The sequence below is a fragment of the Streptomyces sp. NPDC001507 genome (assembly GCF_042894765.1).
Classification (GTDB): domain Bacteria; phylum Actinomycetota; class Actinomycetes; order Streptomycetales; family Streptomycetaceae; genus Streptomyces.
On sequence record NZ_JBIAVV010000003.1, the window covers coordinates 37,748 to 51,640 of the forward strand.

Below are 13,893 nucleotides of genomic sequence, written 5' to 3' on the forward strand. Positions count from 1 at the left end.
CTTCGAGCAATTCGAGAGGGATGGTCTTCGATGGACGCCATCTACACCGCAGCCGCCACCGCCACCGGCCGGGAAGGACGGGCGGTCAGCTCGGACGGCCAGCTGGACCTCGCGCTGGCGTTCCCGCCCGCGCTGGGTGGCAACGGCCAGGGCACCAACCCCGAGCAGCTCTTCGCCGCCGGCTACGCCGCCTGTTTCGCCAGCGCCCTCGGCGCCATCGGCCGCCAGGCCAAGGTCGACACCGGCGAGATCTCCGTCACCGCCGAGGTCGGCATCGGCAAGGACGAGTCCGACGGCGGCTTCGCGCTCAAGGTCACCCTGCGCGTCGAGCTTCCGGAGGCCCTCGCCAACGAGACCGGCGAGAAGCTGGTCCACCAGGCCCACGACTTCTGCCCCTACTCCAAGGCCACCAAGGGCAACATCCCGGTCGAGCTCGTCATCGAGTAACCGATCGGGTGACCAGCGGTACCCGGGACGCCGCACCCGTTCGGGTGAGCCGCGCGAGCACCTCCCCGGTTCGCCGGCTCCAGTCCACGACCACCGCCCCCGCGGGCAGCCGCTCCTGCCGCGTCAGCAGCAGCCAGCGCACCCGGGGGCGGTGGTCGTGGCCGTCGGTCAGGGCGATGCCGTAGCCGGGGAGCAGCCGCACGGCGTAGTAGGCGTCCGTGACCACCGGTTCCCCCGGGCCGATGTGCCGGGCCGCCCAGTCGTACGACGGCCAGCGCGGCGGCTGCACGAAGCCGACCGGGTCCACCGAGCGCGGTACGACCGCCCCGGCCTGCGCGGCCAGAAAGCCCAGGCAGACCCCGCCGGCCGCGGCCCAGCCCAGCATCCACCGCCACCCGCACCAGGGCCGCTCCGCCGCCAGCTCCTGGGCGAGCGCGCACTGCGGCGCCAGCAGCACGAGCCCGAGCAGCCCGACGAGCCGCCCGCACACCAGCACCAGGCACTCCAGGGCGAACAGCAGCACGAGCGGGTCACGCCAGGCCGCGGAACCCGCCGCCCCCCGTCCCACGGCGCCGCCCGCCCGCCGGGTCCGCAGCCACAGCGCCGGGAGCCCGAGCAGCGCCAGCCAGCACTGGCCGGCCCACCCGCCCAGGTCGGTGTACGACCCGTACGCCGACGGCGGCAGCACGCGCGCGTGCGTCCCCAAGGCGAGCACGGCCGCCGCCACCGTGCACAGCAGCGCCCACCGTCCCCACACCGCGGCCCGCCACCCCCGCTGCCAGCCCGCCACGAACGCCACCGCCCCGGCCGCCGCGCCCACCCCGGTCACCGGGTCGACCAGCGCCACCGTCCCGTACAGCAGGCCGAGCGCCGCGTAGCCGGACAGGCTGCGCAGGCCGCTCGGGCCGACGTAGCGCACCCGGCGCAGATCGCGGGCGCGGGCGCCGGTCAGGGCCCAGGCCCAGAGGGTCAGGCCGAGGGCGAACGCGGAGGGGTAGCCGAGGCTGCCGGTCAGCGGCAGCAGGGCCAGCGAGCCGCCGCCCCACGCCGGTCGCGTGCCCCACAGCACGGACACGAAGCCCAGCGCCAGCACCGGCGCCCACGGGCGCGGGGTGAGCACGCGGACCAGCCGGCCGAGGCCCGTCAGCAGCACCAGCAGATGGAGCGGACCGCACACCCGCAGCAGCTGCCACCCCGTCAGCCCGGTCAGCCGGGCGAGCGCACCCTGGGCGAGTACGTAGGGGGAGACGGCGGTGTCCATCAGGCCGGCCCGCAGCCGGGCCACCGCCGCCGCGTGCAGTCCGGCCTCGCAGCAGGGCGGCACCCGCCAGTACGCCAGGGTCATCAGCAGCCAGAACAGCAGGCCGAAGACCTGGTACGGGGTGAGCCTGCGGACGCGGCCGCCGCGCAGGGCGGTGCAGCCGGGCGTGGCGCGCCGGAGCAGGGCGCCGGTGCTCACTGGAGGAAACGGACGGGACGGACCATTTGCCAAGTGTTCCCGTCCGCCCCGGCCGCGCTGCCGTCCATCACCTCATCGAGTGACACCGACCGCCCTGGCCGGCCCCTGCACGGGAACCGGGACCGGCCTGCGCACCAGCGGTTCGAGGAGCAGCGGCACGCCCACCACCGGCAGCAGCCATGCCAGTACGATCATCCGGTCGCCGAAGACGGTGATGTCGGGGTGCGCGGCCTGGGTGAGGATCCCGGTTCCGGCGGCCGCCAGCAGGAAGACACCGAAGGCGGGCCGCCGTCGCGCTCCACACGCCCCGGCCGCCAGCAGGGCCGGGAACAGCGGCTCCGTCAGCTGCCGCCGCAGCCACTCCACCCAGAAGGCGAACTCCAGATGGAGGAAGTCCCGCCACGGGTGGGCCCGGTCCGGGTAGGTGTAGTGGCCGGTCAGCAGGTCCTGCACGCTCTCCGCCTCGGAGGGGTAGCGCAGCAGCCGGGCCAGGATCAGGGTGCCCGCCACCGCCCCGCACCCCACCACCGCGATCGCGGCCACCCCGCGCCCGGGACTCCGTCCGCGCCCGGGGCTCCGTCCGCCGCCGGCGCTCCGTCCGCCACCGAGTCTCCGCGCGTGCCGACGGCGCCGCCACAGCGCGACCACCGCCGCCGCCCCGGCCAGGCACGCACCGAGAAAGAGCGCCTGCGAATGCTTCACGGCGAACAGCGCGAGCAACCCGCCCGCCGCCGACGCCGCCCCCGCCTTCACCCTCCCGGTCAGGACCAGCGCGCACCCCCACAGCGCCGTCAGGGTCAGGGCCAGCATCAGGCCCTCCGTCATCGGCCGCATAGCGGTCGTGCCGACCGGCAGGACGTAGTACAGGACCTGCCCGGTCAGCGCGAGCGGCACCGGCACGGACACCGTCCGCAGCACCAGGAAGACCAGCACCCCGCCGGCGCCCGCGACCAGCACACTCGCCAGCCACACCCCCCACGTCACCCCGAACGCGGTGACGAACGGCACCAGGAACACCGGATACCCCGGCCGCACCTCGAAGATCCGCCGCAGCCGGGGGGCCACGAACGGCACGACGTGCCCGTCCGTCTGCGCGCCCCCGGCCCGCAACCGCCGCTCCACCCGGCGCAGTTCACCGGCCCGGCACGCGGCGAACACCCGGCCCGCCGGACTGGGCGCGCGGAAGTGCACCACGTCGACGCGCCGCGCGCGCTCCGCCGCCGACGCCTTGCCGGCGCACACCCAGTCCACCGTCTCGGTCGCAGCCTCCCGCTTGCCCGCCCCGGCCAGGGTCAGCGCGTAGGACACGTAGTTCTTGGAGTCCGGCGTGTCCCGGCCGGTGACGTCGGCGAGTTGCAGCAGGGCGAAGACGGCGGCCAGCACCAGCACCCAGGTGCGCGGTCTCACGTCGACGCCAGCAGGTCACGCGCGCCGGCCGGACCGGGCACCCGGCCCGGCGGCTCCGGCATCGCCTCGCCGAGCAGCAGTGTGCGTACGACCCGTTCGGCGGCCCTGCCGTCGTCGAACTCGCAGAACCGGGACCGGAAGTCGGCCCGCAGCCGCGCCGACTCCTCGTCCCGCCAGCCGCCCGAGGCGAACAGCCACGCCAGCTCCCGGTAGGAGCGCGAGACATGGCCCGGCGCCTCGGCGGTGATGTCGAGATAGGCGCCCCGGCTCGCGGTGAACGTGGGCCAGTCGTCGGCGTGCACGACGATCGGCCGGTCCAGATTGGCGTAGTCGAACATGATCGAGGAGTAGTCGGTGACCAGGGCGTCCGAGGCCAGCATGACCTCCTCGGCGTGCGGTTCGCCGGTCGCGTCGACCACGATGCCGCGCCGGTGCAGTTCCGCCAGGCCCAGCCCGCGTGCCGGACCGGTCGCGAGGGCCGGATGCAGCCGGACCACCAGCGTGTGCCCCTCCCCGAGGTCGGCGGCGAACCGGGCCAGGTCGATCCGGTCGACGTGCCCGCCCCGGACGTAGTCGCGGCGGGTCGGCGCGTAGAGCACCACGGTGTGGTCGGCCGGAATGCCGTGCCGTACCCGGAAGTCCGTCGGGCCGCCGGCGACCAGGACGTCGTTGCGCGGGCTGCCGGTGCGGGCCGAGGCGAAGTGGCAGGGGTAGGCCCGCTCCCACACCAGCTCCGAGTGGCGGTTGGCGACCAGGCTGTGGTCCCAGCGGTCGGCCCGGCGCAGCATCTGCGGCACGTCGAGACCGAGCCGGGCGCCGGGCTTGCCCAGCAGGTCGGCGCCCACGTACTTGAGCGGGGTGCCCCGGTGGGTGTGGACGTGCACGCTGCCGGGCCGTTTCACCAGCGTGCCGCTCCAGTTGACGTCGTTGACGAAGAACTTCGCGCGGGCGGCCAGCCGCAGGTACTCCGGGGAGTCCAGCAGTACGTGGTCGACGCCGGCCGGCAGCTCCGCCGCGACCTCCGCGTCCCGCACCACCCAGACGCCGCGCAGCCGCGGGGCGATCTCCCGGGCCGCCCGGTACACGGCCGCCGGGTCGCCGCGCAGCCCCTGGTGCGAGGCCGCCGAGTACAGGACCAGGTCCTCGTCCAGCGGGCGTCGGCCGCGGAGCCCGGTCAGCGCCCGCCGGGCCCGGGCCGCCGCCCGCCGCACCCGCAGCGCCTGCCTGCCGCCCGCCCGTCCGGCCCGCCCGGCCTGCTCCCGCAGCCGGTACGACGCGTACGACCCCGCCAGCACATCAAGGTCACGGAGGTCACCGGGATCGGCCCCCTCCGGCCGGAACGCCCGGTACAGCTCCGCCGTCCGCCGGAAGAACTCGGCCCTGGCGGCGGGCGGCAGCCGGTCCGGTTTGGCGAGGATGTCCAGGCAGTGCTCGCCCATCCTCCGGTGCAGGCGGGGCCGCCAGCCGGCCAGTTCGGGGTGGGCGTCGACGAAGGCGAAGACCCGTTTGTACTGCTCGTGGACGTCGAAGTGCTTGCGGCTGGTGGTGGAGAGGATGCTGCCCTGCCGTCGCTGCCGGTAGTTGACGCAGATCCGGTCGAGGGTGACGATCCGGCCCGCGCTGAGCAGGACCGGGAAGGTCCAGGGAGTGTCCTCGTAGTAGCCCGGCGGGAACCGGAAGCCGTTCTCCTCGACGAAGTCACGCCGGTAGGCCTTGTTCCACACCACCATCAACAGGTCGAGGATCTCCGGGCGTTCGGCCGCCGTGAAGACGCCGTCGGTGGCACTGAGCACCTCCGCCAGGGCGTTGCGCCGGGTCCCGCCCCACCAGTACGTGCGCGCGTAGTCGAAGACCAGCACGTCCGGGTCGCCGGTCTCCGCCAGCCGGTCGGCGACCGCCCGCAGCGCGCCCGGCGTGAGGGTGTCGTCACTGTCGAGGAAGAGGAGGAAGTCACCGGTGGCGTACGGGAGTGCGGCGTTGCGGGCGCGGCCGAGGCCGACGTTCTCGGGCAGGTGCAGGACCCGCACGCGCGGGTCGCGGGCCGCGTACTCGTCGAGGATCGCGCCGCTGCCGTCCGGGGAGCGGTCGTCGACGGCGATCACCTCGATGTCGTGGAAGGACTGCTCCAGGACCGAGTCGAGGCACTCGCGGAGGAAGCCCTGCACCTTGAAACAGGGGACGATCACACTGAGTCGGGGCACGGTCAGCTCCTGACGAGGGTCACGGCCGGGGCGGGCAGGCGCTCGGCGAGCGGGATCACCTTCGGGATCTCCTCCGGCGGCCGGCCGAGGAACACCCGCCGTACCACCCGCTCGGCGGCCAGGCCGTCGTCGAACTGGCAGTACCGGGAACGGAACTCGGCGCGCAGCCGCCGGGACTCCGGGCCCCGGTAGGAGCCGTCGCGGAAGATCCGGGCCAGTTCCTCGGGGGTGTGGGCGACCGGACCAGGCGGCTCGGCCATCAGGTCGAAGCAGACGCCCCGGGTCTCCCGGTAGACCTCCCAGTCGTCGGCGTAGACCACGATCGGCCGGTCCAGGTTGGCGTAGTCGAACATGATGGAGGAGTAGTCGGTGATCAGCGCGTCCGCGGCCAGGCAGACGTCCTCGGCGGAGCGGTGCGCGGTGACGTCGATGACCCGGCCGGTGGCCGCCGCCCGGCCCCGGTCGTAGAAGTAGTGCGCGCGCAGCAGCACGACGACGTCCTCGCCGGCCGCCTCGCAGAACGCCTCCAGGTCGAGGCCGGGCTCGAAGCCGGTGTGGTGGTCGCGGTGGGTGGGGGCGTACAGCACGGCCGTCCTGCCGTCGGGGACCCCCAGCCTGCGGCGGGCCCGGACCACGTCGTGACCGGAGGCCGTGTAGTAGACGTCGTTGCGCGGATAGCCGTACTCCAGGGTCTGGTAGGAGCCGGGGAAGGCGCGTTCCCAGGTCTGGGTGGAGTGGCGGTTGGAGGAGAGGTTGAAGTCCCAGCGGTCGACGCGGCCCAGCAGCTTGGTGAAGCTGCCGGTCTGCGCGGCGACCACGGGGTACGTCGACTGGTCGACGCCCATCTTCTTCAGCGGGGTGCCGTGCTGCGTCTGCACGTGGACGCTGCCGGGCCGCTTGACGACCCCTTCGGCGAAGTTGGCGTTGTTGACCAGGTACTTGGCGCGGGCCAGCACCTCCCAGTACCGGCGGCTGCCGATCACCACGGACTCGACGTCGTCCGGCACGGTGTGTTCCCGGCCGGCCTCGACCAGGAACACCGAGTGGATGTGCGGGGCGAGTTCGCGGGCCACGGCGTGGATCGCGGCCGGGTTGCAGACGTAGCCGCGCCCCCAGTAGGCGCAGTACACGGCGAGGTCCGGGTCCAGCGGGCGGCGCAGGTCGAGGGCGTACCGCAGCCGGGTGAGCGGCAGGTGCGGGCGGGGCAGCCGTCCGGCGGCGCCGGACGCGATCCGGTTGGCGCCGCGCAGCGCGCGGAACGCCGTGTACGCGCCCGCCGCCAGCAGCCGGTGCTGGACACCCACGCTCCCGCCCGGCATCCGGAACCCCTCGGGGCGGTGCGCGCGGTGCAGCCGGGCCGCCCGCCGGAAGAACGCCCGGTGCCCGGACGGCATCCGCTCCGGCCGCGCGGCCGTCCGCAGCACCACCGCGAAGACCTGCTCGAACAACGCCCGAGCCCGATCGCCCGGCAGCGCGGCGGCCCGCTCGAGGACCAGCTCCGCCTGGTCGAGGAGTTCGTGCTGGTGCGGCCCCGGCAGGTTGAGCCGGCTGCCCTGCCGGCGCAGCCGGTGCCGTACGACCACCGAGCGCAGCACCGCGATCCGCTCGGCGGCGACGGTGGTCAGCCCGCCCCAGCCGAGGTCCGTGAAGTGCCCGTCCGGAAAGCTCAGCCGCCGCTCGGTGAGGAAGGACCGGCGGTAGACCGCGCTCCAGGCCGGCAGGGCCACGCCGGTCAGTCGCGGCGCCCGGTCCGGGGCGAACGCGCCGCTCGGAACGCCCGCCAGCAAGGGCGCCGCCGGGTTGCCCGGCTCGCCCTCCCACCAGGGTGCGCGCTCGTGCTCGGCGTACAGGACGTCCACGGCACCGGTCTCGGCGAGCCGGGCGTCCAGCAGCGCCAGCGCGCCCGGGACCAGGACGTCGTCGCCGTCGAGGAAGAGCAGGTACGTGCCGTGCGCCGCCCGCATCCCGGTGTTCCGGGCCCCGCTCAGCCCGGCGGAGGGCGGTGAGTGCACCGGGGTGACCCGGGAGTCCCGTTCGGCGTAGGCGGCGGCGACCGAGGCGGCCGGGGCGTCGGGCGCGTCGCAGACCGGGATCAGCTCCAGGTCGCCGAAGGACTGGGCGAGGACCGAGTCCAGCGCCTGGGACAGCCGGCCGGCGACCCCGTGGGACGGGACGATGATGCTGAAGCGGGGCATGCTGCTCTTTCTCAGGTGTGCATGCGGCCCGGCCTTCCCGTCGGCCGCCAGGTGGACGGCCGGGACGGGGTGGGCCGCGAGGTGTCGGGGGGCATGAGAGAGCTCCCTGCAAGGCAAACGGCGATCAACGGCTCTCGGTGACGGGCAGATGTCCGGAAGGTTGCGGAACGGTGGCCGACGGGGAGTGGGCGAGCCCCGAGGCCGCCGGGGGCACCGGGTGCCGATCCGCCAGCGGGATGAACTCCGGCAGCCCGGCCGTCTCCCCGAGCACCACGTGCCGTACGACCCGCTCGGCGGCGCGCCCGTCGTCGTACCGGCAGAACCGCTCGCGGAACGCGGCGCGCAGCTGGGCGGAGCGGGAGCCGCGCCAGTGGCCGCCGGCGAAGATGTCGATCAGCTCGTCCTCGGTGCGGGCGACCGCGCCCGGCGGGCTGGAGCGCAGGTCGAAGTAGGTGCCGCGGGCCGCGCTGTAGGCGTCCCAGTCCTCGGTGTGCACGACGATCGGCCGGTCCAGGTTGGCGTAGTCGAACATCAGGGAGGAGTAGTCGGTGACCAGCGCGTCCGCGGCCAGGCAGAGCGACTCCACGCTGGGGTGGTCGCTGACGTCGATCACCCGGTCCCCGGACGCGAACCGGCCGCCGTGCCAGTAGTGGGCGCGGGCCAGGATCACGAAGCGGGGGCCGAGGCGGCGCACGATCCGGTCCGGGTCGAGGGCGGGCCGCTGGGTGCGCCGGTAGTCGCGGTGGGTGGGGGCGTACAGGAGGGCGACCGCGCCCTCGGGGACGCCGAGCGACTCCCGGATCCGGGTGACGTCGGCCGAGGTGGCCGACTGGAAGACGTCGTTGCGCGGGTAGCCGAATTCGAGGGTCCGGTATCCGCCGGGATAGACGCGCTCCCAGGTCAGGGTGGTGTGGCGGTTGGCGGACAGGACGTAGTCCCACTTGTCGACGCCCCGGAGCAGCTCCTCGAAGTCCATGCCGGCGGCCGCCGCCGGGCGTTCCTGGAGGTCGAGGCCCATGTGCTTGAGCGGGGTGCCGTGCTGGGTCTGCACGAACACCTGGCCCGGGCGCTTCTTCAGCCGCCGGTCGAAGTTGACGTTGTTGACCAGGTACTTGGAGCGGGCCAGCGCCGTCCAGTAGGCGAAGGTGCCCGGCCGCAGCCGGCGCGGGCCCGGCGGGATCGTGTGGTGGTGTTCCGGGCGGGCGATCCAGGCCGTGCGGACGTGCGGGGCGTGGGCGCGGAACGCCGCCTCCAGCGCACCGGGATTGCAGCCGTGCCCGCGGTTCCAGTAGGCGGCGAAGACCGCGCGGTCGGCGCGCAGCGGGAGGCGCAGCTGGATCCGGTAGTGCAGCTGGAGCAGGGCCGAGCGCAGACCGCGGAGGGACTTCACGCCGGCCTTGACCGCGCGGCGGCGGGCGGACATCGCCCACTGCAGGGCGCCGTAGGTGCGGTGCAGGCCGTAGTGGACGAGGCCGTGGCGGAGCCGGGTGCGGAGCGGGACGTTCGAGCCGCCCGTCCGGTAACGCCCGTAGTGGGCGCGGGCCGTGCGCAGGAACTCCCCGCGGCTGCCCTTCGGAAGCCGGTTCCGGCTGGTGAACACCGTGGTGAAGTGGTCGACCATGCGGCGGAACAACACCGGCTGCCAGTCCGCCAGTTCGGGCCGCTCGGCGAGGAACGCGAAGACCCGGTCGTACTGTTCGAAGATGTCGAAGTGCCTGCGGCTGGTGGTGCCGAGGATGCTGCCCTGGCGCCGCTGCCGGTAGTGCACACAGACCCGGTCGAGGGTCGCGATCGACCCCGCGGTCAGCAGGGCCGGGTAGGTCCACGGCGTGTCCTCGTAGAAGCCGGGCGGGAAGACCAGGCCGTTCTCCTCGACGAACTCCCGCCGGTACGCCTTGTTCCAGGCCACCATGAGCACGCGGAGCAGACCGGGCCGGTCCGCGAGCCGGAAGGGCGCCGGACCCTCCTCGGCCAGCTGCGGCGCGAGCTTGTTGCGTTCCGCCCGGCCGGTCCAGAACGTCCGCGCGTAGTCGTACACGAGCAGGTCCGGATCGCCCGCCTCCTTGATCCGGTCGGCGATCGCCCGCAGCGCGTCCGGCGTCAGCGTGTCGTCGCTGTCCAGGAAGAGCAGGTAGTCGCCGCGCGCCTGAGCCATCCCCGCGTTGCGGGCCCCGCCCAGGCCCTGGTTCTCCGGCAGGTGCAGGGCCGTCACGCGCGAGTCCCGGGCCGCGTACTCGTCGATGATCGTGCCGCAGGCGTCCGGCGAGCAGTCGTCCACGGCGATCAGTTCCAGATCGGGGTACGACTGCGAGAGCACCGAGTCCAGGCACTCGGGCAGATACGCCTGGACCTGGTACGCGGGGACGATGACACTGAACCTGGGCAAGGGACATCCATGGGTCGGTCGGCGCGGGCGTTCTGCCCGGGAACGGCCAATGGAATGATTTGGTTACGGTTCGTTACGTCATGTGGGTTACGTTCCGTGAACGGGCGGGGGCGGGCCGGTGGCCGGCCCGCCCCCGCTGACGACCCCTTGTGCGGTTATTTGACCGCGCCCGCCATCACCCCGGACACGAACTGCCGCTGGAACGCGAAGAACACCGCCAGCGGGATCACCATCGAGATGAAGGCACCGGGCGCGAGGACGTCGACGTTGTTGCCGAACTGGCGTACCTGGGTCTGCAGCGCGACCGTGATCGGCTGGGTGCCCGACTTGGTGAACACCAGCGCGACCAGCATGTCGTTCCACACCCACAGGAACTGGAAGATGCCCAGACTCGCGATCGCCGGCCCGCCGAGCGGCATCACCACCCGCGTGAACAGCCGCAGTTCCCCGGCGCCGTCGAGACGGGCCGCCTCCAGCAGCTCGCGCGGGATCTCCGCGAAGAAGTTCCGCAGCAGGAACACCGCGAACGGCAGCCCGAAGCCGACATGGAAGAGGATCACCCCGAAGATCGTCCCGAACAGGCCGATCTTGCCGAAGAGTTCGGCGATCGGGATCAGCGCGACCTGGACGGGCACGACCAGGAGACTGACCACGACCAGGAACCACCAGTCCCGGCCCGGGAACTCCATCCACGCGAACGCGTAACCGGCCAGCGCCCCGATGACCACGACCAGGACCGTCGCCGGGACGGTGATCAGGACCGTGTTCCAGAGGGAACTGGTGATGTCGCTGTTCTCCAGGAGCTTCTGGTAGCTGTCGAACGTCAGCTGGGACGGCTTGCTGAAGACGTGCCACCAGCCGCTCGCGCTCATGTCGTCCGGCGACCGGAGCGAGGAGGCGAGCAACCCGATCGTCGGCACCAGCCAGAACAGCGCCACGACGATCAGGAAGACGCGCACCAGACCGCCGTTGATCTTGTCCAGCAGCCAGCTCATCGCCGCTCCTCCCGCCGCAGCCTGCGCACGTTGAACCACATCACCGGGATCACGAGCAGCAGCAGGAACACCGCGATCGCGCTCGCGATGCCCGGCTGGCCCTCCGAGAAGCCCTTGCGGTACAGCTCCAGGGCCAGCACGTTCGCGTCGTCCTGCGAGGAGCCCGGCGCGATGATGTACACGAGGTCGAAGACCTTCAGCACGTTGATCATCAGGGTGACGGTGACCACCGCGAGGACCGGCGCGAGCAGCGGGATGGTGACCTTGCGGAACACCTGCCACTCGGTCGCTCCGTCGACCCGCGCCGCCTCCAGCAGCTCCCGGGGCAGCCCGGCCAGGCCGGCCGCGATCAGCACCATCGCGAAGCCGGCCCACATCCACACGTACGACCCGATGATGGCCGGGGTGACGAGGGACGGGCCGAGCCAGTCGACGCCGTTGTAGGGCTGTTTGAAGTTGCTCGCGGGCAGCCGGAGCTGTGCCCCGTCGGCCGCGGCGGGCAGGGTGAAGGTGCCGTCGGCCGCCGCCTTCGTCGACGCCACCACCTTGCCGTTCTTCACCGCCTCGATCCGCATCCCGTCGTAGCCGACTTCGGACGGGTCGGGGACGCCGAGGGTGCCGACGCCCCTGCCGCGGGTGAAGTCCTGCCAGGCGGTGCCGGTGATCTTCCCCGGGTCGGCCTTGGCCGCCACGGCCTTCTTCGCGCCGCCGGGCATCTGGTCGGGGGCGACGCCGACGAGCGGGAGGGTGACGGTCTGCCCGGTGTGGACGGTCGCCGCCGTGATGAAGCCGCCCTGGTCCGCTTTGAGGGGCGACTCGCGGCCGGGGTGGGCGTTCGGGAACGCGGAGGACTGGGCGAAGGTGTCGTGGATACCGACCCAGACCGCGTTGGCGACGCCCTTGCCCGGGTCCTGGTCGTAGACGAGGCGGAAGATGATCCCGGCGGCCAGCATCGAGATCGCCATCGGCATGAAGACGACCAGCTTGAACGCCGTGCCCCAGCGGACCCGTTCGGTCAGCACCGCGAAGATCAGGCCGAGGGCCGTGGAGACGGTCGGCGCGAACACCACCCAGATCACGTTGTTCTTCAGGGCGGTGCGGATGCCGTCGTCCGTGAAGATCGCCTTGTAGTTGTCGAAGCCGGCGAACCCGTCCCCGTTCGCGTTGTAGAAGCTGCGGATCAGCGAGTACCCGATCGGGTAGACCACGAGCGCGCCGAGCAGCACCAGGGCGGGCAGGAGGAAGAGAACCGCCACGCTCCTGCGGGTGCCGGTCACGCTTCTGCGGCGGCCCGGCGGAGCGGGGGCCGTGGTCGTAGGCGCGGCCATCGCCGGGTCAGCTTCCGCTGCCGTAGGCGGCCGCCGCGTCCTTCTCCAGTTTCGCCTGGGTGCCCGCGACGTCCGTCGGGTTCTGCAGGAAGTCCTGGAGGTCCTTCCACTCGCCCTTGCCCGGGGTGCCGCCGAACGCCTGCGGGGCCTGGTCGGACATGTCGAAGCGGAAGTCGTCACCGGACGCGATCAGCGACTTGGCGATCGTGCGCTGCACCTCGTTCGGGTACGCCGAGTTCGGCACGCTCTTGTTCGGCGAGAGGTAACCGCCGAGCTTCGCCTGGATCGTCGCCGCGTCCGGGGAGGCCAGGAACTTCGCCAGCGCCTGGGCGCCCTTGGAGTCCTTGAAGATCACCGCCGCGTCACCGCCGGAGACCACGGGGGCCGTGGAGCCGACCGACGGGAACGGGAACACCTTGGCGTCCGTGCCCACCTTCGCCTTGGTCTCGCCGATGTTGACCTGCACGAAGTCGCCCTCGTACACCATGGCCGCCTTCGGCTGGTCGCCGCCGGTGAAGGTCTGGGTGACCGAGGCCGGGAACTCCGTCTGCAGCGCGCCGGACGCGTTGCCCGCGACGTACCCCTTCTTGCCCCAGACCTCGGCCAGTGTGGTCAGCGCCTGCTTCACCGACGGGTCGGTCCACTTGATCTTGTGCTGGGCGAGCTGGTCGTACTTCTCCGGGCCCGCCTGGGAGAGGTAGACGTTCTCGAACCAGTCGGTCAGCGTCCAGCCGTCCGCGCCGCCGACCGAGAACGGGGTGACGCCCGAGTCGTACACCGCCTGCGCCGTCGTCAGCAGGTCCTGCCAGGTCTTGGGCTCCTTGGCGCCCGCGTTCTCGAAGACCTTCGCGTTGTACCAGATCAGCGACTTGTTGGCGGCCTTGTAGTAGACGCCGTACTGCTTGCCGCCGACCTTGCCGATGTCCTGCCAGCCCTGCGAGTAGTTCTTCTGCACCTCCGTGACCGTGTCGGCGCTCAGCGGCTTCGCCCAGCCCTTCTGCACGGCCTGCTTGATCGCGCCGGGCTGCGGCAGCAGAGCGATGTCCGGCGGCTGGCCGCCCGCGATCTTCGATCCCAGGAAGTTGATGATCGGGTCCTGGGCGGGCACGAAGGTGACCTTCGCGCCGGTGCGCTTCTCGAACTCCGCGAGCACCTGCTTGAAGTTCTTCTGCTCCTGCCCGGTCCAGACGGCGGCCACTTCGAGGGTGGTCCCGTCGAGCTTCGGGAGGCTGAGGGTGCTGGACCGGGTGGCGCCGGTGCTGGTGTCGCCGTCGGATTTCTTGTCGTTGCTTCCGCATGCGGCCAGTGCGAGGGATCCCGCGAGCAGGGCGGCGAGTGTAGCGAGGGCCCTGTGTGTCCGGATGGTGCTGCTGTTAGCGCGCATCACTTCCCCGTTCGTCGTTCTTCGTTGAACGTCAGAACTCTGTCCCGTGCGCTCCGGTGTACGCGGGGGCCGCGTACGCGGCAAGTGTGCC

At 72.5% G+C, this 13,893-nt stretch carries 9 protein-coding genes; 1 reads left to right on the forward strand and 8 read right to left on the reverse strand.

Annotation, left to right across the window (positions count from 1 at the left end; genetic code table 11):
* The first annotated feature begins 30 nt into the window (after window positions 1-30).
* Window positions 31-447, forward strand: coding sequence for an organic hydroperoxide resistance protein (locus tag ACFY0K_RS10535; protein WP_093502276.1), 417 nt, complete (start codon window positions 31-33; stop codon window positions 445-447).
* On the opposite strand, the gene ACFY0K_RS10540 is transcribed toward ACFY0K_RS10535, so the two are convergent.
* The 8 genes from ACFY0K_RS10540 to ACFY0K_RS10575 form a co-directional block, all read right to left on the reverse strand.
* The gene (locus ACFY0K_RS10540) at window positions 437-1,906 is read right to left on the reverse strand and encodes a hypothetical protein (RefSeq protein ID WP_390639504.1); all 1,470 of its coding nucleotides are present in this window, start codon (window positions 1,904-1,906) and stop codon (window positions 437-439) included. The genes ACFY0K_RS10535 and ACFY0K_RS10540 overlap by 11 nt on opposite strands.
* 72 nt (window positions 1,907-1,978) lie before the next feature.
* Complete coding sequence (locus ACFY0K_RS10545) at window positions 1,979-3,313, reverse strand: hypothetical protein (RefSeq protein WP_390639505.1); 1,335 nt, start codon at window positions 3,311-3,313, stop codon at window positions 1,979-1,981.
* Window positions 3,310-5,514: a CDP-glycerol glycerophosphotransferase family protein gene (locus ACFY0K_RS10550; protein ID WP_390639506.1), complete on the reverse strand. Its 2,205-nt coding sequence runs from the start codon at window positions 5,512-5,514 to the stop codon at window positions 3,310-3,312. Before ACFY0K_RS10550 ends, ACFY0K_RS10545 begins: the two co-directional genes overlap by 4 nt.
* A 2-nt stretch (window positions 5,515-5,516) precedes the next feature.
* Window positions 5,517-7,709, reverse strand: coding sequence for a bifunctional glycosyltransferase family 2 protein/CDP-glycerol:glycerophosphate glycerophosphotransferase (locus ACFY0K_RS10555; RefSeq protein WP_390639507.1), 2,193 nt, complete (start codon window positions 7,707-7,709; stop codon window positions 5,517-5,519).
* A gap of 124 nt (window positions 7,710-7,833) precedes the next feature.
* Window positions 7,834-10,095: a CDP-glycerol glycerophosphotransferase family protein gene (locus ACFY0K_RS10560; RefSeq protein WP_390639508.1), complete on the reverse strand. Its 2,262-nt coding sequence runs from the start codon at window positions 10,093-10,095 to the stop codon at window positions 7,834-7,836.
* A 155-nt stretch (window positions 10,096-10,250) separates the two neighbouring features.
* On the reverse strand, window positions 10,251-11,090 hold the full coding sequence (locus tag ACFY0K_RS10565) for a carbohydrate ABC transporter permease (RefSeq protein WP_390639509.1): 840 nt from the start codon (window positions 11,088-11,090) through the stop codon (window positions 10,251-10,253).
* Window positions 11,087-12,418, reverse strand: coding sequence for a carbohydrate ABC transporter permease (locus ACFY0K_RS10570; protein WP_390639510.1), 1,332 nt, complete (start codon window positions 12,416-12,418; stop codon window positions 11,087-11,089). The genes ACFY0K_RS10565 and ACFY0K_RS10570 overlap by 4 nt, the downstream gene beginning before the upstream one ends.
* A 7-nt stretch (window positions 12,419-12,425) precedes the next feature.
* Complete coding sequence (locus ACFY0K_RS10575; RefSeq protein ID WP_390639511.1) at window positions 12,426-13,802, reverse strand: ABC transporter substrate-binding protein; 1,377 nt, start codon at window positions 13,800-13,802, stop codon at window positions 12,426-12,428.
* Window positions 13,803-13,893: the final 91 nt, after the last annotated feature.

Bases quoted from the DNA above. Each gene is read 5' to 3' on its own strand.
- ACFY0K_RS10575 (WP_390639511.1), bottom strand. From the start codon at position 13,802: ATGCGCGCTAACAGCAGCACCATCCGGACACACAGGGCCCTCGCTACA.
- ACFY0K_RS10555 (WP_390639507.1), bottom strand. From the start codon at position 7,709: ATGCCCCGCTTCAGCATCATCGTCCCGTCCCACGGGGTCGCCGGCCGG.
- ACFY0K_RS10565 (WP_390639509.1), bottom strand. From the start codon at position 11,090: ATGAGCTGGCTGCTGGACAAGATCAACGGCGGTCTGGTGCGCGTCTTC.
- ACFY0K_RS10535 (WP_093502276.1), top strand. From the start codon at position 31: ATGGACGCCATCTACACCGCAGCCGCCACCGCCACCGGCCGGGAAGGA.
- ACFY0K_RS10570 (WP_390639510.1), bottom strand. From the start codon at position 12,418: ATGGCCGCGCCTACGACCACGGCCCCCGCTCCGCCGGGCCGCCGCAGA.